19 protein-coding genes and 1 pseudogene are annotated in these 19,323 nt (G+C 71.9%); 8 read left to right on the top strand and 12 right to left on the bottom strand.

Features of this window, described 5'->3' with window-relative positions:
- Positions 1-14: 14 nt before the first annotated feature.
- From dmpG to OHA58_RS27170, 5 genes are all read right to left on the bottom strand, one after another.
- Complete coding sequence (dmpG, locus tag OHA58_RS27190) at positions 15-1,040, bottom strand: 4-hydroxy-2-oxovalerate aldolase (protein WP_405481999.1); 1,026 nt, start codon at positions 1,038-1,040, stop codon at positions 15-17.
- Positions 1,037-1,936 carry an acetaldehyde dehydrogenase (acetylating) gene (locus OHA58_RS27185; protein ID WP_405481998.1) on the bottom strand — a complete coding sequence of 300 codons (900 nt, stop codon included), beginning with the start codon at positions 1,934-1,936 and terminating at the stop codon, positions 1,037-1,039. The genes dmpG and OHA58_RS27185 overlap by 4 nt, the downstream gene beginning before the upstream one ends.
- Before the next feature lie 34 nt (positions 1,937-1,970).
- Positions 1,971-2,753, bottom strand: a complete 783-nt coding sequence (locus OHA58_RS27180) for a 2-keto-4-pentenoate hydratase (protein WP_405481997.1) — start codon at positions 2,751-2,753, stop codon at positions 1,971-1,973.
- A gap of 194 nt (positions 2,754-2,947) precedes the next feature.
- Complete coding sequence (locus tag OHA58_RS27175; protein WP_405481996.1) at positions 2,948-3,895, bottom strand: SDR family oxidoreductase; 948 nt, start codon at positions 3,893-3,895, stop codon at positions 2,948-2,950.
- A 1-nt stretch (position 3,896) separates the two neighbouring features.
- Positions 3,897-4,652 carry an SDR family oxidoreductase gene (locus OHA58_RS27170; RefSeq protein WP_405481994.1) on the bottom strand — a complete coding sequence of 252 codons (756 nt, stop codon included), beginning with the start codon at positions 4,650-4,652 and terminating at the stop codon, positions 3,897-3,899.
- An 88-nt stretch (positions 4,653-4,740) separates the two neighbouring features.
- Between OHA58_RS27170 and OHA58_RS27165 the strand changes: the two genes are divergently transcribed.
- The 5 genes and pseudogenes from OHA58_RS27165 (at position 4,741) to OHA58_RS27145 (ending at position 9,217) form a co-directional block, all read left to right on the top strand.
- Entirely contained in the window at positions 4,741-5,550 is an 810-nt protein-coding gene (locus tag OHA58_RS27165) for an enoyl-CoA hydratase family protein (RefSeq protein ID WP_405481993.1), read from the top strand.
- Positions 5,547-6,398: pseudogene (locus OHA58_RS27160) on the top strand (CoA transferase subunit A); the annotation flags it as partial. The gene OHA58_RS27165 and the pseudogene OHA58_RS27160, both read left to right, overlap by 4 nt.
- 99 nt (positions 6,399-6,497) lie before the next feature.
- Positions 6,498-7,208, top strand: coding sequence for a CoA-transferase subunit beta (locus OHA58_RS27155; RefSeq protein ID WP_389529055.1), 711 nt, complete (start codon positions 6,498-6,500; stop codon positions 7,206-7,208).
- The gene (locus tag OHA58_RS27150) at positions 7,205-8,269 is read left to right on the top strand and encodes an NAD(P)H-dependent flavin oxidoreductase (protein ID WP_405481991.1); all 1,065 of its coding nucleotides are present in this window, start codon (positions 7,205-7,207) and stop codon (positions 8,267-8,269) included. The genes OHA58_RS27155 and OHA58_RS27150 overlap by 4 nt, the downstream gene beginning before the upstream one ends.
- A gap of 27 nt (positions 8,270-8,296) precedes the next feature.
- On the top strand, positions 8,297-9,217 hold the full coding sequence (locus tag OHA58_RS27145) for a tyrosine-protein phosphatase (RefSeq protein ID WP_405481990.1): 921 nt from the start codon (positions 8,297-8,299) through the stop codon (positions 9,215-9,217).
- Positions 9,218-9,293: 76 nt separating this feature from the next.
- On the opposite strand, the gene OHA58_RS27140 is transcribed toward OHA58_RS27145, so the two are convergent.
- The 6 genes from OHA58_RS27140 to OHA58_RS27115 form a co-directional block, all read right to left on the bottom strand.
- The gene (locus tag OHA58_RS27140; protein WP_405481988.1) at positions 9,294-10,997 is read right to left on the bottom strand and encodes a DEAD/DEAH box helicase; all 1,704 of its coding nucleotides are present in this window, start codon (positions 10,995-10,997) and stop codon (positions 9,294-9,296) included.
- Positions 10,998-11,187: 190 nt separating this feature from the next.
- The gene (locus OHA58_RS27135) at positions 11,188-11,391 is read right to left on the bottom strand and encodes a cold-shock protein (protein WP_042152846.1); all 204 of its coding nucleotides are present in this window, start codon (positions 11,389-11,391) and stop codon (positions 11,188-11,190) included.
- A 199-nt stretch (positions 11,392-11,590) separates the two neighbouring features.
- The gene (locus OHA58_RS27130; RefSeq protein WP_405481986.1) at positions 11,591-12,748 is read right to left on the bottom strand and encodes an acetyl-CoA C-acetyltransferase; all 1,158 of its coding nucleotides are present in this window, start codon (positions 12,746-12,748) and stop codon (positions 11,591-11,593) included.
- Positions 12,749-12,761: 13 nt separating this feature from the next.
- Entirely contained in the window at positions 12,762-13,382 is a 621-nt protein-coding gene (locus OHA58_RS27125; RefSeq protein WP_405481985.1) for a TetR/AcrR family transcriptional regulator, read from the bottom strand.
- Positions 13,383-13,418: 36 nt separating this feature from the next.
- Positions 13,419-14,204, bottom strand: coding sequence for an SDR family oxidoreductase (locus OHA58_RS27120; RefSeq protein ID WP_405481984.1), 786 nt, complete (start codon positions 14,202-14,204; stop codon positions 13,419-13,421).
- Complete coding sequence (locus OHA58_RS27115) at positions 14,201-15,358, bottom strand: acyl-CoA dehydrogenase family protein (RefSeq protein ID WP_405481983.1); 1,158 nt, start codon at positions 15,356-15,358, stop codon at positions 14,201-14,203. The genes OHA58_RS27120 and OHA58_RS27115 overlap by 4 nt, the downstream gene beginning before the upstream one ends.
- A 47-nt stretch (positions 15,359-15,405) precedes the next feature.
- Here OHA58_RS27115 and OHA58_RS27110 point away from each other — a divergent pair, with 47 nt between their 5' ends.
- Genes OHA58_RS27110 through OHA58_RS27100 form a run of 3 tightly spaced genes read left to right on the top strand, consistent with a single transcriptional unit; the run spans position 15,406 to position 18,388 of the window.
- Positions 15,406-16,284 (top strand): enoyl-CoA hydratase, encoded by an 879-nt coding sequence (locus tag OHA58_RS27110; protein WP_405481982.1) that lies wholly within the window; start codon positions 15,406-15,408, stop codon positions 16,282-16,284.
- Entirely contained in the window at positions 16,284-17,426 is a 1,143-nt protein-coding gene (locus OHA58_RS27105) for an acyl-CoA dehydrogenase family protein (protein ID WP_405481981.1), read from the top strand. The genes OHA58_RS27110 and OHA58_RS27105 overlap by 1 nt, the downstream gene beginning before the upstream one ends.
- On the top strand, positions 17,426-18,388 hold the full coding sequence (locus tag OHA58_RS27100) for an acyl-CoA dehydrogenase family protein (RefSeq protein ID WP_405481980.1): 963 nt from the start codon (positions 17,426-17,428) through the stop codon (positions 18,386-18,388). Before OHA58_RS27105 ends, OHA58_RS27100 begins: the two co-directional genes overlap by 1 nt.
- A gap of 336 nt (positions 18,389-18,724) precedes the next feature.
- On the opposite strand, the gene OHA58_RS27095 is transcribed toward OHA58_RS27100, so the two are convergent.
- Positions 18,725-19,291, bottom strand: coding sequence for a HutD family protein (locus OHA58_RS27095; RefSeq protein ID WP_405481978.1), 567 nt, complete (start codon positions 19,289-19,291; stop codon positions 18,725-18,727).
- Between the last annotated feature and the right edge of the window lie 32 nt (positions 19,292-19,323).

Here is a 19,323-nt window from a genome sequence, read left to right as displayed (position 1 = left end):
GCGTGTCCTGCCCTTCAGTCGCGTGCCGCGAGTTCGACGGCGATGTCGATGAGCTGGTCCTCCTGGCCGCCGACGAGGCGGCGTTCCCCGGCGCGCAGCAGGATCTCGGCACCGGAGACGCCGTAGCGCTCCGCCTGCCGGTAGGCGTGCTTGAGGAAGCTGGAGTAGACGCCGGCGTGCCCCATCAGGAGGGACATCCGGTCGAGCAGGCACTCGTCGTCCATGACGGGCCGCACGACGTCCTCGGCCGCGTCGATGATCTTCAGTACGTCGATGCCGGTGCGGAGGCCCATCTTGTGGCAGACGGCGGCGAACGCCTCGACGGGCGTGTTGCCCGCGCCCGCGCCGAGCCGCCGCGTCGAACCGTCGATCTGCAGCGCTCCGGCGCGCACGGCGGCCACGGAATTGCCGACGCCCAGGCCGAGGTTCTCGTGGCCGTGGAAGCCGACCTGTGCGTCGTCGCCCAGCTCGGCGACGAGCGCGGACACCCGGTCGGTGACGTCGTCCATCACCAGGGCGCCGGCCGAGTCGACGACGTACACGCACTGGCAGCCGGCGTCGGCCATGATCCTGGCCTGGGCGGCGAGCCGCTCCGGCGTCGTGGAGTGCGCCATCATCAGGAATCCGACGGTCTCCAGGCCCATCTCCCGTGCCAGGCCGAAGTGCTGGACGGAGATGTCGGCCTCCGTGCAGTGCGTCGCGATGCGGCACACGCTCGCGCCGTTCGCGTGCGCGGCCCTGATGTCGTCCTTCACGCCGAGGCCGGGCAGCATCAGGAACGCGATGCGCGCCTGCCGCGCCGTGTCGACGGCGGCCTTGATGAGCTCCTGCTCGGGCGTCTTCGAGAACCCGTAGTTGAAGGACGAGCCGCCGAGTCCGTCGCCGTGCGTGACCTCGATGACGGGGACGCCCGCGCCGTCGAGGGCGCCGACGATCGCGCGTACGTCGTCGGCGGTGAACTGGTGCCGCTTCGCGTGCGAACCGTCGCGCAGCGAGGAGTCGGTGACGCGGATGTCGAGCGTCTCGGAGTACGGCTTCACTTGCGGATCCCCTTCGCGAGCTCCTCGCCGACCTTCGTGGCGGCGGCGGTCATGATGTCGAGGTTTCCTGCGTACGGCGGCAGGAAGTCGCCCGCGCCCTCCACCTCCAGGAAGACCGCGACGCGCGCCATCCCGCCGTTCATGGGTGACGGGTCGTCGAACTGCGGTTCCGTGCGCAGCCGGTAGCCCGGCACGTACGTCGCCACGCTCTCGGCGATCTCCTTGACGGAGAGGGTGATCGCGTCCCGGTCGGCGTCCTCGGGGATGGCGCAGAAGACGGTGTCGCGCATGATGACCGGTGGCTCGGCGGGGTTGAGGATGATGATCGCCTTGCCGCGCTCGGCCCCGCCGATCTCCTCGATGCCGCGGGACGTCGTACGGGTGAACTCGTCGATGTTCGCGCGGGTACCGGGCCCCGCGGACACCGAGGCGACAGACGCCACGATCTCCGCGTACGCGACGGGGACCACGCGGGAGACGGCGTACACCATGGGGATGGTGGCCTGGCCGCCGCAGGTGATCATGTTGATGTTGGGCGCGTCGAGATGCGCGGTGAGGTTCGCGGGCGGGACCACGGCGGGGCCGACGGCGGCCGGGGTCAGGTCGATGGCCCTGATGCCGAGTTCGGCGTAGCGCGGGGCGTTGGCGCGGTGGACGTAGGCGCTCGTCGCCTCGAAGACGAGGTCGGGCAGCTCGTCCTGGGCGAGCAGGTGCTCGACGCCCTCGTGGCTCGCCTCGACCCCCAGCTTCCGCGCCCGCGCGAGGCCCGCGCTGTCGGGGTCCACGCCGATCATCCAGCGCGGCTCGATGTACGGGGAGCGGTGGAGCTTGTGGAGGAGGTCGGTGCCGATGTTCCCGGAGCCGACGATCGCGGCGGTGATCTTTTTCGCAGTCATGTGTACCTCAGCAGAGTCAGCGGACCCGTCGGGGTCATCGGAACGAGAGCGATACGGCGCCGAGTCCGGTGAACTCGGCGGTGTAGGTGCGGCCCGCCTCGACGTCGACGGCGCGGGTGCAGGAGCCGGGCAGGATGACATGCCCCTTGCGCAGGGGCACGCCGAAGCGGGCGACGGTGCGGGCCAGCCAGGCGACGGAGACCGCGGGGTCGCCGAGCACGGCGTCACCGCGGCCCCGCGCGATCTCGTCGCCGTCGCAGGTGAGCCGGGCCTCGACGGCCTTCAGATCGAGGTCGCGCGGGTCGCGGCCCGCGCCGATGACGTATCCGGCGGACGAGGCGTTGTCGGCGATCGTGTCGGCGATGGTGATGCGCCAGTCGGCGATCCGGCTGTCGATCAACTCCAGTGCGGGCACTACGCGTTCGGTCGCGGCGAGGACGTCGGCCGGGGTGCAGCCCTCGCCCGGCAGGTCGTCGCCGAGTACGAATCCGATCTCGACCTCGACGCGGGGCGCGCAGTAGCGGACGGTGTCCACGGGCTGGTCCTCGCGCAGTTCCATGTCGTCGAGGAGATGACCGTAGTCGGGTTCGTCGACGCCCATCATGCGCTGCATCACCGGCGACGAGAGGCCCACCTTGTGCCCGGCGACCTGGGCACCCAGGGCGGTCCTGTGCCGGATGTTGATCAGCTGGATCTCGTACGCGTCCTCGGTGCCGATGCCCTCGAACGCGCCGGCCAGGGGCGCCACGGGACTGCGGCCGAGCTCGGCGCGACGCAGCAGCGCGGCGGCCTCCTGCCGACTCCGGACGTCAAGCATCTCGGCTCCTTGGGGTGACGGTCTGACCCGCGGTGCGGTGCACCGCGGTGGGCCAGACGGTAGGTCGGAGCCGGGACGTGGCGGGAGGCCGGATTCCCGCTCAGCGGGAAGGTGACGGGGGCGACGGGGCCGAGCGGGAAAGGTGACGGGGTGTGGCCCGTAGGGGCAGCCGGGGCACGCCCCTACGAGGGGCGTCACCCGCTCCCGTACACCGCCCCCGGCACCTCCGCCCTGCCGAGGAGTTCCCTCGCCGCCTCTCCCGCCTCGGCCGGCGTCCAGCGTGCCGCCTTGTCGGCGGTGGGGCCCGGGCGCCAGCCCTCCATGACCGTGATGCGACCGGCCTCCGCCTCGAAGACACGGCCGGTCACGCCGTCGCTCGCGGCGGAGCCGAGCCACACCACCACCGGCGACACGTTCTCCGGGGCCATCGCGTCGAAGCCGTCCTCGGGGGCGGCCATGGTGTCGGCGAACGTGCGCTCCGTCATGCGGGTGCGGGCCGCCGGCGCGACCGCGTTCACCTGCACGCCGTACCGCCCCATCTCCGCCGCGGCGACCAGGGTCAGGCCCACGATGCCGGCCTTCGCCGCGCTGTAGTTGCCCTGGCCCACCGAGCCGAGCAGACCCGCCCCCGACGACGTGTTCACGACCCGGGCCGAGGGTGTCCTGCCTGCTTTCGCCTCCGCGCGCCAGTGCGCCGCCGCGTGCTTCAAGGGCAGGAAGTGGCCCTTGAGATGCACCCGCATGACCGCGTCCCAGTCGTCCTCGTCGAGGTTGACCAGCATCCGGTCGCGCAGGAAGCCCGCGTTGTTGACCAGCGTGTCCAGGCGTCCGAAGGTGTCGAGGGCCGTGGCGACGAGGGACGCGGCGCCGTCCGTGGTCGCGATGTCCCCGCCGTGGGCGACCGCCTCGCCGCCCAGGGCCCGTATCTCCTCCACCACTTGGGCCGCCGGGCTGTCCGGCGCCGGGGCCCCGTCCAGGCCCACCCCCAGGTCGTTGACCACGACCCGCGCGCCCTCGGCGGCGAACGCCAGCGCATGCGCGCGCCCCAGTCCGCGCCCGGCCCCCGTCACGATGACGACGCGCCCCGCGCACAGCCCCGAACCAGCACCCGCACCCATATCCGCTCCCGTGCCCTTCTCCATGTCACGCCTCCTTGTTGACAGTTGCCGCGCCCAGGAACGCCGGACGCTCCCCGCCTCCGTGCACCAGGAGGCTCGCCCCCGTGATGTACGACGCGGCGTCCGAGGCGAGGAACACCGCCGCGTCCCCGATCTCCGACGGCTCGGCGAGGCGTCCGATCGGCACCGTGCGCCCCACCGCCGCCACGCCTTCCTCGTCCCCGTAGTGCAGATGGGACAGCTCGGTGCGCACCATCCCGAGGACCAGCGTGTTCACCCGTATCTCGGGCGCCCACTCCACCGCCATCGAGCGCGCCAGGTTCTCCAGACCCGCCTTGGCCGCCCCGTACGCCGCCGTCCCCGGCGAGGGTCTCGCGCCGCTCACGCTGCCGATCATCACGACGGAGCCGCGCGTGCGCCGCAGTTGCTCGCGCGCGGCCAGCGACGCGGTCATCGGCGCCGTGAGATTGAGCTCGACCACGCGCGCGTGCCGCTCCGCGTCGGACTCCCCGAGCAGCCGGTACGGCGTACCTCCCGCGTTGTTCACCAGCACGTCCACCCGGTCGAGGCCCGCGAAGAAGCGCCGTACGGCCGGACCGTCCCGCAGGTCGACCGGTATGAACTCGCAGCCGGGCAACGGCTCTTCGGGTGGTCTGCGCGCGCACACCACCACATCCGCACCCGCCCGCACGAACGCCGCCGCGATCCCGGCCCCCACGCCCCGGGTGCCTCCGGTGACGACCGCGACCTTCCCCCTCAGGGGCCTTGAGCTCAGATCCATGCCATCCACCCCAGGTCCATTCCGCTCGTCCCCATCGCCTGCTACCTTCCTACCAAACAAACGTTAGGTGGAAAGGTAGCTGAACGCCATGGGTGTCTCCACCTCCTCACCCGAAAAGGGGATCGCCGTCGTCACGGTGGACTTCCCTCCGGTCAACGCGCTGCCGGTGCGGGGCTGGTATGACCTGGCCGACGCCCTGCGCGCGGCGGGCCGCGACCCGGACGTGCGCTGCGTCGTCCTCGCCTCCGAGGGCCGGGGGTTCAATGCGGGCGTCGACATCAAGGAGATGCAGCGCGACACGGCGTCCGGCGGCCACGGCGCCCTCGTCGGCGCGAACCGCGGCTGCTACGAGGCCTTCGCGGCCGTGTACGAGTGCGAGGTGCCGGTCGTCGCCGCGGTCAACGGCTTCTGCCTGGGCGGCGGCATCGGCCTCGTGGGCAACGCGGACGCGATCGTCGCCTCGGACGACGCCACGTTCGGCCTCCCCGAGCTCGACCGCGGAGCGCTCGGCGCCGCGACCCATCTCGCCAGACTCGTGCCGCAGCACCTGATGCGCGCCCTCTACTACACCTCGCGCACGGCGACGGCGCAGGAGCTGCACGCGCACGGTTCCGTCTGGAAGGTCGTGCCACGCGCCGAACTCCGGGCCGCCGCACTGGACCTGGCCCGCGAGATCGCCCGCAAGGACGGCTCGCTCATCCGCCTCGCCAAGGCCGCGATCAACGGCATCGACCCCGTCGACGTACGCCGGAGCTACCGCTTCGAGCAGGGCTTCACCTTCGAGGCGAACCTCAGCGGCGTCGCGGACCGCATCCGCGACACGTTCGGCACAGACGCAGGCACAGGCACAAGTACTGCCGCAGGCACGGACACGGCAACCAAGGGGGAAGCCACATGACGGACAAGACCATGACGCCCGAGGACGTCGTCGCCCGCCTCCGCAGCGGCATGACCATCGGCATCGGCGGCTGGGGCTCGCGCCGCAAGCCCATGGCGCTCGTACGGGCCCTGCTGCGCAGCGATGTCACGGACCTGACCGTCATCGCGTACGGCGGCCCGGACGTCGGCCTGCTCGCCGCCGCCGGGAAGATCCGCAAGCTGGTCACCGCCTTCGTGACCCTCGACTCGATCCCGCTCGAACCGCACTTCCGCGAGGCCCGCCAGCGCGGCGCGTTCGAGCTGACGGAGGTCGACGAGGCGATGTTCATGTGGGGCCTGCACGCCGCGGCGAACCGGCTCCCCTTCATCCCGGTGCGGGCCGGCATCGGCTCGGACGTCATGCGCGTCAACCCCGGGCTCAAGACGGTCGGTTCGCCGTACGAGGACGGGGAGACCCTGGTCGCGATGCCGGCGCTGCGGATGGACGCGGCGCTCGTCCACATGAACCGCGCGGACCGGCACGGCAACGGCCAGTACCTGGGCCCCGACCCGTACTTCGACGACCTGTTCTGCGAGGCGGCCGACACGGCGTACGTGTCCTGCGAGGAGCTGGTGGAGGGATTCGGCGACGTCGGGGCCGCCGTTCCGCAGACCCTCCTCATCAAGCGGCACGCGGTCACCGGCGTGGTCGAGACACCGAACGGCGCGCACTTCACGTCGTGCGCCCCCGACTACGGCCGGGACGAGCCCTTCCAGAAGCTGTACGCGACCACGCCCTGGCCCGAGTTCGCCGAGCGCTTCCTGCCCGCGCGCGGCGACGAGAAGAGCTACCAGGAAGCCGTACGGAGCTGGCACGCGGAGCAGGAGGAGCACGCGGGGCCGGCCACAAGCGCGGCCGCACCGGCACCGGCGACGACAACCACCCCGGGAACGACCACCACCCCCACCCGCGCCGAATACTGCGTCATCGCCTGCGCCGACGCCTGGCGCGACAGCGGCGAGATCCTGGCCAGTCCGATGGGGCTGATCCCGTCCGTCGGCGCCCGCCTCGCCAAGCGCACGTTCTCCCCCGATCTGCTCCTCACCGACGGCGAGGCGATGACCGTGGGTCTCGGCGGGGAGCCGGAGGGCTGGCTTCCGTACCGTCAGCACCTCACCATGGTCACCGGCGGCAGGCGTCACGTGATGATGGGCGCGAGCCAGATCGACCGGCACGGCAACCAGAACATCTCATGCATCGGCGACTGGGACCGCCCCGACCGCCAGCTCCTCGGCGTACGCGGGGCGCCCGTGAACACCCTCAACAATCCGGTGAGTTACTGGGTCCCGAAGCACTCCGCGCGCGTGTTCGTCGAGAAGGTCGACATGATCAGCGGGGTCGGGTACGACAGCGCCGCCGCGGCGGGACCGTCGGCGACGCGCTACCACCGCATCCCGCGCGTCGTGTCGAACCTCGGCGTCTTCGACTTCGAGACGCCGGACCGCTCGATGCGGCTCGCGTCCGTGCACCCCGGGGTCACCGTCGACGAGGTGATCGCGGCGACGGGCTTCCCCCTGGCCCTGCCGGACGGGGGCGAGGTGCCGCAGACGCGCGAGCCCACCCCCGAGGAGCTGCGGCTGATCCGCGAGGTCATCGACCCGAAGGGCCTGCGCGACCGCGAGGTCAGGCCCGTATGAGCGACGCGACCGTCGAGACGGCGTTCACCAAGCTGGTCGGTGTCCGCCACCCGCTCGTGCAGACCGGCATGGGCTGGGTCGCGGGCCCGCGCCTCGTGTCGGCGTCGGCGAACGCCGGGGCGCTCGGCATCCTCGCCTCCGCCACCATGACCCTCGACCAGCTCAGGTCGGCGGTGCGCGAGGTGAAGTCCCGTACGGACGAACCCTTCGGGGTCAATCTGCGCGCGGACGCCGGTGACGCGCGGGACCGGGTGCGGGTGATCATCGACGAGGGGGTGCGGGTCGCCTCGTTCGCGCTCGCGCCGTCCCGTGACCTGATCGCCGAGCTGAAGGACGCCGGCGTCGTCGTCATCCCGTCCATCGGTGCCCGGCGGCACGCGGAGAAGGTCGCCGCGTGGGGCGCGGACGCCGTCATCGTGCAGGGCGGCGAGGGCGGCGGGCACACGGGGGACGTCGCGACGACGGTGCTGCTGCCGCAGGTCGTGGACGCCGTGGACATCCCCGTGATCGGCGCGGGCGGGTTCCACGACGGGCGCGGCCTGGTCGCTGCCCTCGCGTACGGGGCGGCCGGCGTCGCCATGGGCACCCGTTTCCTGCTCACCTCCGACTCGACCGTCCCGGACGCGGTGAAGGCGAGATATCTGGCGGCCACGGTCAAGGACGTCACGGTGACGACCGCCGTGGACGGTCTGCCGCACCGCATGCTGCGGACGGATCTCGTCGACTCGCTGGAGCGGGCGGGGCGCACGCGCGCGCTCGTGCAGGCCGTGCGGCGGGCCGCCGGGTTCAGGAAGCTGTCGGGCCTGAGCTGGCCGCAGATGGTCCGCGACGGACTGGCGATGAAGCACGGCAAGGAACTGTCGTGGAGCCAGGTCCTGCTCGCCGCGAACACCCCCATGCTCCTCAAGGCGTCCATGGTCGAGGGCCGCACCGACCTCGGCGTCATGGCATCGGGCCAGGTCGCGGGGGTGATCGAGGACCTCCCGAGCTGCGAGGAGCTCGTCGCCCGCGTGATGTCAGAGGCCCGGCACGTGCTCGGCACCCTGCCTACCCCAGGGTGATCCCGCTTCCCGCAAGGGAGTTCAGCGATGCCACGCACGCCACGCACCGTTTCGAGACGCGCCCTCGTCGGCGCCGCGCTCACCACCCTGACGGCCGCGGCCGTCGCGCCCGGTGCCGCCGCGGCCGGACGGCGTCCGTACCAGGACCCGCCGATCCGGCACATCCCGCTCCAGGGCGCGGTCAACGTCCGCGACGTGGGCGGCTACCGGGCCCTCGGCGGCGGTCGCGTCCGCCACGGACTCGTCTACCGCTCCGACGCCCTGGCCAAGCTCACCGACGCCGACGTCACCACGCTCGCGGGCCTCGGCCTGCGCCGGGTGGTCGACTACCGGGTGCCGGTGGAGATCCAGTACGACGGCGCGGACCGCCTCCCCGCCGGCCTCACCCCGGAGTCGCGGCCCGTCTCCGACAACGGGCTGTACGCGCAGATGATGGCCGCGATCGGTTCCAAGGACCCCGTGCGGCAGGAGGAGATGCTCGGCGGCGGCCGGGCGGCCGCGTTCATGCGGAGCGTGTATCCGCGGTTCGTGTCGGACGCGGACAACCGCGCGCGGTTCGCGGCCACCCTGCGCGACGCCGCGTACGGCACCGGGGGCCGGGGCGCGCTCCTGTACCACTGCACATCCGGGAAGGACCGCACGGGCTGGACGACGTACGTCCTCCTGCTGCTGCTCGGCGTCCCCGAACGGACCGCCGTGGACGACTACTTGGCGTCGAACGCGTTCCGAGCCGCGTACGACGCGAAGGTGCGCGACGGGCTGAAGCAGTCCGGCATGATGCTCAACCCGGACCTGCTGATCCCGCTCCAGGAGGTCCGTACGGAGTATCTGTCGGCGGCCGTCGACCAGGCGCGGGCGGACTACGGCAGCCTGGGCCGGTACGTCTCGCAGGGGCTCGGCCTCGACGGGCACACGGTCACGGCCCTGCGTCACCGGCTCCTCGACTGACGCGAACGCGAAGCGGGGCGGTGGGGCGAGGCTGTTCACCTCGTCCCACCGCCCCGCCGCTCAGCTGTTGTACCGGTTACGCGGCCGCGCCGCGCCCGGCGTCACGCGGACCGCGTCGCGCCCGGCCGCCCCGCCCGCCGGCGCTCTGACCTGCGCCGCCCTGCCCGGGACCGCCCTGGGAGCGGCCACCCTGGCCCCGGCCACCGGCGCCCTGGGAGCGGCCGCCCTGGACTGCCTGGCCGCGCCCGCCGCCCTGGCCGCCGCCTTCGCCGCGCCCGGCCTGCGCGACGCGCCCGCCCTGGACACGCCCTGCCTGGCCGGCGCCCTGGCCGCGTCCGCTGCCGCCACGGCTGCGCCGCGGCTTGCGGGCACCGGAGGCTGCCGGAGCGGTCGGCTCCGGGACCTCGATGACGGCGGGGACGCCGGAGGGCTCGCGCGCGCCGGTGATGCGGACGAGCTCTTCGTCGGTGGACTTGACCTGGGTGGTCTGCGGGCGGATGCCCGCGTCCCGCATGAGGCGCGTGACGTCACGCTTCTGCTCGGGCAGGACCAGCGTGACGACGCTGCCGGACTCACCGGCGCGGGCGGTGCGGCCGCCGCGGTGCAGGTAGTCCTTGTGCTCGGTCGGCGGGTCGACGTTCACGACGAGGCCGAGGTCGTCGACGTGTATGCCGCGGGCGGCGACGTTCGTGGCGACGAGGGCCGTGACCCGGCCGTCCTTGAACTGCTCCAGGGTGCGGTTGCGCTGCGGCTGCGAGCGTCCGCCGTGCAGCGGCGCCGCGAGGACACCGCTGGCCAGGAGCCGCTTGGCGAGCCGGTCGGCGGACCGCTTGGTGTCGACGAAGAGGATCACGCGGCCTTCGCGGGCGGCGATGCGCGCGGTGACGGCCTTCTTGTCGGTCTCGTCGAGCACGTGGAGGACGTGGTGCTCCATGGTGGTGACGGCGCCCGCCGACGGGTCCACGGAGTGGACGACCGGGTCGGTGAGGAACTGCCGGACGAGCCGGTCGACGTTCCGGTCGAGCGTCGCCGAGAACAGCATGGTCTGGCCGCCCGGGGCGACCTGCTTGAGGAGCGCCGTGACCTGCGGCATGAAGCCCATGTCGGCCATCTGGTCGGCCTCGTCGAGGACGGTGATCCGCACCTCGGACAGGTCGCAGTCGCCGCGCTCGATGAGGTCCTTGAGGCGGCCGGGCGTCGCCACGACGACGTCCGCGCCGCGGCGCAGAGAGGACGCCTGACGGGAGATCGACATGCCGCCGACGACGGTGGTCAGGCGGAGCCTGACGGCGCCCGCGTACGGCGTGAGTGCGTCGGTCACCTGCTGGGCGAGCTCGCGGGTCGGCACGAGGACGAGGGCCAGCGGCATGCGCGGCTCCGCCTTGAGGCCGGCGGTGCGGGCGAGCATCGGCAGGCCGAACGCGAGGGTCTTGCCGGAGCCGGTGCGGCCGCGGCCGAGGAGGTCGCGTCCCGCGAGGGAGTTGGGGAGGGTGGCGCCCTGAATGGGGAACGGCTCGGTGACGCCCTGCTCGGTGAGCGTCTTCAGGAGGCCGGCCGGCATGTCGAGCTCGGCGAACGTCGAGGCCGCGGGCAGCGCGGGCGTCGTGTTCTCCGGCATCGTGAATTCCTGCGGCGGCGTGGGCCTGCGCTCGGGAACGCGGCCCTTTCCGCCGGACCTTCCACCCCGGGAATTCCTTCCGGCGTTTCCGGCGCCCGCGTTTCCTGAAGCGGATGCGGACCGGTTGCGGGTCGGGCGGGGCGGACGTGCGGGGTTAGCCATGCGGGCATGCCTTCCTGGGCCTGGGCGGCCGGGAGCCGGTGGCCATCGACGCGTCTGCGAGCCGCCGGCCTGGGGTGGCCATCGACGCATCTGCGAGCCGCCGGCCTGGGGACAGCACGGGCCGGGGCCCGCACCTTCGCGGTGCGGACCCCGGCCGTGGGGTGCGTGATCCGTGGGATCAAGCGGTGTTTCAGGCGGGGAGGATGTTCTCCGCCTGGGGGCCCTTCTGGCCCTGCGTGACGTCGAACGTCACCTTCTGGCCCTCCTGGAGCTCACGGAAGCCCTGGGTGGCGATGTTCGAGTAGTGGGCGAAGACGTCGGCGCCGCCGCCGTCCTGCTCAATGAAGCCGAAGCCCTTTTCCGAGTTGAACCACTTCACGGTTCCGGTGGCCATAACAATCTCCTTTACTGGGGCGGTACGGAAATCCGAGTCCTTCGAATCTCCAGTCGCACCATTGAGCCCCATCCGGAGTTGGCCTTACGGACCGGCCGGAAAACAATAATGCGCCTGAGGAACATTCCCGTCAGGCGCACATAAAGTCTATGGGTACCAAAACTGCAACGTCATCGACCTTAGCACGACCCTCGCGGGACTAGAGACGCTCGATGATCGTGACGTTCGCCTGGCCCCCTCCCTCGCACATCGTCTGCAGTCCGTAGCGGCCGCCCGTGCGCTCCAGCTCGTGCAGCAGCGTCGTCATCAGCTTCGCGCCGGTCGCGCCGAGAGGGTGCCCGAGGGCGATCGCTCCCCCGTTCACGTTCACCCTCTCCGGGTCCGTGCCCGTCTCCTTGAGCCAGGCGAGGACCACGGGGGCGAAGGCCTCGTTGATCTCGACGAGGTCGATGTCGTCCATGGACAGGCCGGTCTTCTTCAGCGCGTACGCCGTCGCGGGGATCGGCGCGGAGAGCATGCGGATGGGGTCCTCGCCGCGTACGGAGAGGTGGTGGACGCGGGCGCGCGGGGTGAGGCCGTGCTCGCGTACGGCGCGCTCCGAGGCGAGGAGCATCGCGGCGGCGCCGTCGGAGACCTGCGAGGAGCAGGCCGCGGTGATCGTGCCGCCCTCGACGACGGGCTTGAGGCCCGCCATCTTCTCCAGGGTGGTGTCGCGGCGGGGGCCCTCGTCCACGATGACGTCTCCGTAGGCGGTGGTCTCGCGGGCGAAGCGGCCCTCGTCGATGGCGCGGATCGCCCGCTCGTGGGAGCGCAGGGCCCACTCCTCCTGGTCGCGGCGTGTGATGCCCCACTTGCGGGCGATGAGCTCGGCGCCGTGGAACTGGTTCACCGGCTGGTCGCCGTAGCGGGCGCGCCAGCCCTCGCTGCCCGCGTACGGGCCGTCCGTGAGGCCGAGGGGTTCGGCGGCCTGGCGGGAGGCGAAGGCGATGGGGATCTGCGTCATGTTCTGGGTGCCGCCGGCGACGACGAGGTCCTGGGTGCCGGACAGGACGCCCTGCGCCGCGAAGTGCACGGCCTGCTGTGACGAACCGCACTGGCGGTCGATGGTCACGCCGGGGACCTCCTCGGGGAGGCCGGCGGCGAGCCAGGCCGTCCGCGCGATGTCACCGGCCTGCGGCCCGACCGTGTCGAGGCAGCCGAAGACGACGTCCTCGACGGCGGCGGGGTCGATCCCGGAGCGGGCGACGAGCTCCTTGAGGACGTGCGCGCCGAGGTCGGCGGGGTGGGCGGCGGCGAGGCCTCCCTTGCGCCGTCCGACGGGGGTGCGGACCGCTTCGACTATGTAGGCCTCGGCCATGACGGGTTTCCCTTCAGGGTTGGGTGACGCGTACGGCGATGCCGTCCAGGACCATCGAGAGGTACTGGCGGGCGATCTCCTCGGGGCTGTGCTGTCCGCCGGGGCGGTACCAGGACGCGGCGACCCAGACGGTGTCGCGGACGAACCGGTAGGTGAGCCGGATGTCGAGGTCGGCGCGGAACACCTCGGCGGCGACGCCCCGCTCCAGGGTGGAGAGCCACGCCTTCTCGAACTTGCGCTGGGAGGCTGCGAGGAACTCGAAGCGCTCCTGGACGGCGAGGTGCTTGGACTCCTTCTGGTAGATGGCGACGGCGGCGCGGTGCCGGTCGATCTCGCGGAAGGACTCGGTGACGAGGGCCCCCAGGGTTTCCCTGGGGCCCAGTTGGGAGTCGAGGACGGAGTCGTATCCGTGCCACAGCTCGTCGAGGAAGGTCCGCAGGATCTCTTCGAGCATCGACTCCTTGGAGTCGAAGTGGTAGTAGAGGCTGCCCGCGAGCATGCCCGCGTGGTCGGCGATCTTGCGGACGGTGGTGGCGTTGTACCCCTGGGCGGCGAAGACTTCGGCCGCGGTGTCGAGGAGTTCGCGGCGGCGCTCGGGCGAGGCGGTCACCTGGGGCTTCTTCTTGGTAGGCACGGGTCCATTGTCGTCCTCACCGGCGCGGCGGCGGCGCTACGCATGCTGGCTGCTGACGGAGACGACCTCGCCCGTCATGTACGAGGAGTAGCCGGACGCCAGGAACACGATCACGTTGGCGATCTCCCAGGGCTCGGCGTAGCGGCCGAAGGCTTCCTTCTCGGTGAGTTCGGTGAGGAGTTCGGCGGAGGTGACCTTCACGAGGTGGGGGTGCATGGCGAGGCTGGGCGAGACCGCGTTGACCCGGACTCCGTACTCGGCGGCCTCGATCGCGGCGCACCGGGTGAGGGCCATGACGCCGGCCTTGGCGGCGGCGTAGTGGGCCTGTCCGGCCTGGGCGCGCCAGCCGACGACGGACGCGTTGTTCACGACGACGCCGTGGCGGCCGGTGTCGCGGAAGGCGCGCAGGGCGGCCCTGGTGCACCGGAACGTGCCGTTCAGGGTGACGTCGAGGACGCGGGACCACTGGTCGTCCGTCATGTCGACGAGGTGCGAAGTGCCGCCGAGACCGGCGTTGTTGACCACGATGTCGAGGCCGCCGTGTGCCTCGGCGGCCAGCGCGAACAGGGCCGCGACCTGTTCCTCGTCGGTGACGTCGCAGGGCAGTGAGGCGACGTTCGCCGCGCTGAACTCGTCGGCGAGCGCCTGTTCGCTCTCCTTGAGCCTGCGGGCGTGGGCGTCACTGATGAGGACGCGGGCGCCCTCTTCGAGGAACTTGCGTGCCGTCGCACCGCCGATCCCGGCTCCGGCGGCCGCGGTGATGACGGCCGTGCGCCCCTTCAGCAGGCCGTGGCCGGGCACGTACTCGGGCTTCGTGCTCATACCCGCGCCTCCTTGGGCAGGCCGAGCAGGCGCTCGGCGACGATGTTCTTCTGGATCTCGTCGGATCCGGCGTAGATGGTGTCGGCGCGGGAGAAGAGGAACAGCCGCTGCCAGTCGTCGAGTGCATAGGTTTCGTGGGGTTTGCCGGCGGCGACCGTGGACGCGGCGCCGCACACGTCCATGGCGAGCTCGCCGAGACCGCGGTGCCAGGCCGCCCAGTGGAGCTTGCCGACGGAGGGGTCGACGCCGCGCCGGGCGGAGGCCGCCATGGCCTCCAGGTCGATCCAGGCCTGGACGAGGCGGTCGCGGATCAGGGGGTCGGCGATCGCGCCGTTCTTCCTGGCCAGCTCCGCGAGTCCGTCCCATTCGCGGCGGAAGCCGACCTGCTGGCCGAGGGTGGAGACGCCGCGCTCGAAGCCGAGGGTGGCCATCGCGATCCGCCAGCCGTCGCCGGGCTCGCCGACGACGTGGGACGCGTCGGTGCGGGCGCCGTCGAAGAACACCTCGTTGAACTCGCTGGTGCCGGTGAGCTGCACGATGGGACGTATGTCGACGCGGCCGCCCGGCTGCTCCAGGGGCACGAGGAGGTAGGACAGGCCCGCGTGCCGCCGCGAGCCGGGTTCGGTGCGGGCGACGACGAAGCACCACTGCGCCTCATGGGCGAGCGAGGTCCAGATCTTCTGACCGTCGACGACCCACTGCGAACCGTCGGGTGACAGGGCGCCTCTCGTGCGGACGTTCGCCAGGTCGGAGCCTGCGTCCGGCTCGCTGTAGCCCTGGCACCACAGCTCCTCGACGGCGACGATCGGCGGCAGGAAGCGCTTCTTCTGCTCCTCCGTACCGAAGGCGATGAGCGTCGGTCCGAGGAGCTGCTCCCCTATGTGGTTGACCCGGGCGGGCGCGTCCGCGAGCGCGTACTCCTCGTGGAACGCGATCTGCTCCTCGAGGCTCGCGCCGCGGCCGCCGTGCTCGACGGGCCAGCCGACGCAGGTCCACCCGTGCGCCGCCATGTGCCGCTCCCAGGCGAGCCGCCCTTCGAACGCCTCGTGCTCACGGCCCGGCCCGCCGCGGCCCCTCAACTCGGCGAACTCCCCTACGAGATGGTCCGCGAGCCAGGCCCGGATCTCGGCGCGAAACTCCTCGACGCTGCTCATGGACGTACGTTAACCTACCAAACACTTGTTAGGGAAGGATGTTTCCGATGCCCGCAGCCCACGACAGTCCTGAACCCGCCCCGCACAAGGGTCCCGAGCCCGTCCTGTACGAGCGCCGCGGCCCGGTCGCGCACGTGACGATGAACCGTCCGCGGTACCGCAACGCGCAGAACTCGGCGATGACCTACGCCCTGGACGCCGCCTTCTACCGCGCGGCCGACGACCCCGACGTCAAGGTCGTCGTCCTGGCCGGCGCGGGTGACCACTTCTCCGCGGGGCACGACATCGGCACCCCGGAGCGGGACGCGCATCTGCCCTTCGAGCGGCGGGCCGGGCTCTGGTGGGACCACTCGGACAAGCAGGGTGCCGAGTCGCGGTTCGCCCGTGAGTCGGAGGTGTATCTCGGCATGTGCCGGCGCTGGCGCGAGCTGCCGAAGCCGGTGATCGCCTCGGTCCACGGGGCGTGTGTGGCGGGCGGGCTGATGCTCGCGTGGGTCTGCGACCTGATCGTGGCCTCCGACGACGCGTTCTTCGCGGATCCCGTCGTGCGCATGGGGATCCCCGGCGTCGAGTACTTCGCGCACCCGTGGGTGATGCCGCCGCGCATCGCCAAGGAGTTCCTGTTCACCGGCGACCGGATGAGCGCCCGCCGGGCCTACGAGGTGGGGATGGTCAACCGCGTCGTAGCGCGCGGCGAACTGGCCGGAACGACGGACGAGTTGGCGCTGCGCGTCGCCGAGATGCCGCGTCTCGGGCTCGCCCTCACCAAACGGGCGGTGAACCAGGCGGAGGACCTTCAGGGCCTGCACGCGGGCATGGACTCCGTGTTCGGCCTGCACCATCTCGCCCACGCGCACAACGCGGAGACGGCGAAGGACTCCCTCGGCGGCATGGACGTACGCGCGATGAAGGAGGCGAACGCCTGATGGACCTCGACTTCACGCCCGCCGAGGACGTGTTCCGCGCCGAGGCACGTGAGTGGCTTGCCGTCCATGTCCCGGGCGAGCCGCTGCCGTCCCTGGAGACCGAGGAGGGGTTCGCTGCGCACCGCGCGTGGGAGGCCGAGCTCCACGCCGGCCGCTGGTCGGTGGTGTCCTGGCCCGAGGAGTACGGGGGGCGGGGCGCCGACATCTTTACGTGGCTGCTCTTCGAGGAGGAGTACTACGCCGCGGGCGCCCCAGGGCGTGTTTCGCAGAACGGCATCAACCTGCTCGCGCCGACCCTCTTCGACCACGGCACCCCCGAGCAGCGGGCCCGGGTGCTGCCGTCCATGGCGAGCGGCGAGACGATCTGGGCGCAGGCCTGGTCCGAGCCCGAGGCCGGTTCCGACCTGGCGTCCCTCAAGTCCAAGGCCGTGCGCACCGAGGGGGGCTGGCTGCTGTCCGGGCAGAAGACCTGGTCTTCGCGGGCCGCGTTCGCCGACCGTGCCTTCGGGATCTTCCGTACGGACCCTGACGCGCCCAAACCCCATCAGGGCCTGACCTACCTGATGTTCGACCTGCGGGCACCCGGGGTGACCGTGCGGCCCATCGGGCGGCTCGACGGGAAGCCCGCGTTCGCCGAGCTGTTCCTCGACCGGGTCTTCGTGCCCGACGCAGACGTCATCGGTGAGCCGGGCAACGGGTGGCGTATCGCTATGTCGACTACAGGGAACGAGCGGGGGCTCACGCTCCGGTCGCCCGGGCGCTTCCTTGCTGCCGCCGATCGGCTCGTGCGGCTGTGGCGCGAGCGCGGGGAGGACGCGGGCACTCGCGATCGGGTCGCCGATGCCTTGATCGGGGCGCGGGCGTACCAGCTGTTCACGTACGCCAATGCGTCGCGGTTCGCGGCCGGCCAGACGATCGGTGCCGAGTCCAGTCTGAACAAGGTGTTCTGGTCGGAATACGACATCGCTCTGCATGAGACCGCGCTCGATCTTCTGGGCGCGGGCGGGGAGTTGGCCGATGACGGGGGGTGGGGCGAGGGGTACGTCTTCTCGCTTGCCGGGCCCATTTATGCGGGGACCAACGAGATCCAGCGCGACATCATCGCCGAGCGGCTGCTCGGCCTGCCGAAGGGACGGCGCTGATGAGGTTCCTCCTCGACGCGGAGCAGGCCGAGTTCGGGCGCACGCTCGATCAGTTGCTGGGCGCGGCGGATACGCCTGACGTGATCCGGGCCTGGTCGTCCGGCGATCATGGGCCCGGGCGGGCCTTGTGGTCGCGGCTGGGTGCGACGGGGGTCTTCGCGCTCGGCGTTCCGGAGGCGTTTGACGGGGCGGGGTTCCTGCCGGTCGAACTGGCCCTTTCCTATGTGGAGTTGGGGCGGCACGGGGTGCCTGGGCCTGTGGTGGAGACTGCTGCCGTTGCCCGGCTGTTGGGCTGCCTGCCTGATGCCGCCAAGGAGTGGCTTCCCCAGATCGCCTCCGGGGACGCGGCCTTTTCCTTGGGTGTCGACTCCTCGTACGTCCTTGACGCGGATTCCGCCGACGCCGTCTTCGTCGTCAGCGGTGACGAGCTGCGGCTCGCCTCCGGCGGCCACGGGCCTCTGCTGCCGTCCGCCGATCCTGCCCGCCGGCTCTACGCGCCTGTGGAGGGTGGGACGCTGCTCGCGCGGGGGCCGGACGTGCGGGACGCGGCGGCGCGGGCTGTGGACCTGGCCTCGTTCCTCACCGCCGCGCAGTCGCTCGGCGTGGGGCTCTCCCTGCTGCACCGGACCGTCGAATACGTCACGCAGCGCACCCAGTTCGGCGTCCCCATCGGCTCCTTCCAGGCCGTGAAGCACCGGCTCGCGGACGCGCTCACGGGGCTGGAGTTCGCGCGGCCGCTGGTGTTCGGGGCGGCGCTCTCGCTTGCGCCCGGGGACATCGCGGCGGCGAAGGTCGCTGCGGGTGAGGCGTCGTACGCGGCGGCGCGGGCTGCGCTCCAGCTCCATGGGGCGATCGGGTACACGCAGGAGCTGGACCTGTCGCTGTGGCTGCGCAAGGCCCGACCGCTGCGGGACGCTTGGGGGACGCCTGCGGCTTGCCGGGCTCGGGTGCTGGCGGGCTGACGCGCTCCGGTGCGGTGCCGGGTTCGGCCGTGGTTCGGTGCGCCTCGCGGCCTTGGTCGTGGGGCGTCTCGCCGTTCGTGAGCCGGGCGCCTTGCCTCTCGCCGTTCGTGAGCCGGGCGCCTGGCGTCTCGCCGTGTGTGGGTGCGGGGCCGCGGCGGGATGTACGTGCTCGCCGTTCTACGGGTTCTGGGCACCAGAGGGTTGCGTCCCGAGCGCTCCCTGGGGTGGCTCCGCGCGCACATCCCGCCACGTCCCCTCCCGTCGGGGGGGCGGCTGCCGGCCGGTGGGGCTTCCTCTCGCAGCGGCCGTCTCGTACGCCGCTGAGGGTTGTGGCGCTCAGGGGAACGTGACTACGGCGGTGCGTCCTCTGGCGTGCAGGGCGGCCGTACCAGTGGTGGAGTCCACCAGGGCTGCGTCGTAGTGGTCGAGCCTTACGTCGGCGATGTCGGCGCCCTGTTCGTCGAGGGCTACCACCAGGGCCTTGCCGGTGATGGTGAGGCGGCCTCGGACCACTGCTACCGACGGGGGTGCGCCCGCTCCCCTGCGCCACATGACGTTGAAGTTCACCACCGGGCCGTCGATGAGGTGGCAGTCGGTCGGGACGTCTCCTCGGAAGTCCTGTGGTGCGTAGCGCTCGTCCACGGTTCTGTGTTCGCCGCCGAGCGTCAGTTCCATGCCGGCGCCCTCGACCATCGTCAGGGTCCGGTCGACTTCGGGGAACGCCGAGAACGGGCCGTCGCCCTCGACATCCGCGAGGCTCACCCGCCAGCGGAAGTCGCTCATGTCCGCTTCCGGTGGCGCGGCCGCGATCTCCCGCGTGGTCCCGCCGCCGTTCTTCCAGGGCGCAGCCGTCCGTTCCGCCGCGGGCAGCAGCCGTACGCCGTTGTCAGTGATCCCAGGCATTGGGCGGCTCCGATTGTGCTGTCGTGTGGCGG

Origin of the sequence: Streptomyces sp. NBC_00009 (assembly GCF_045040855.1) — a bacterium.
Classification (GTDB): domain Bacteria; phylum Actinomycetota; class Actinomycetes; order Streptomycetales; family Streptomycetaceae; genus Streptomyces; species Streptomyces aureus.
The sequence above is the reverse complement of the archived record's forward strand: the minus strand, read 5'-3'. Positions and strand labels throughout refer to the sequence as shown.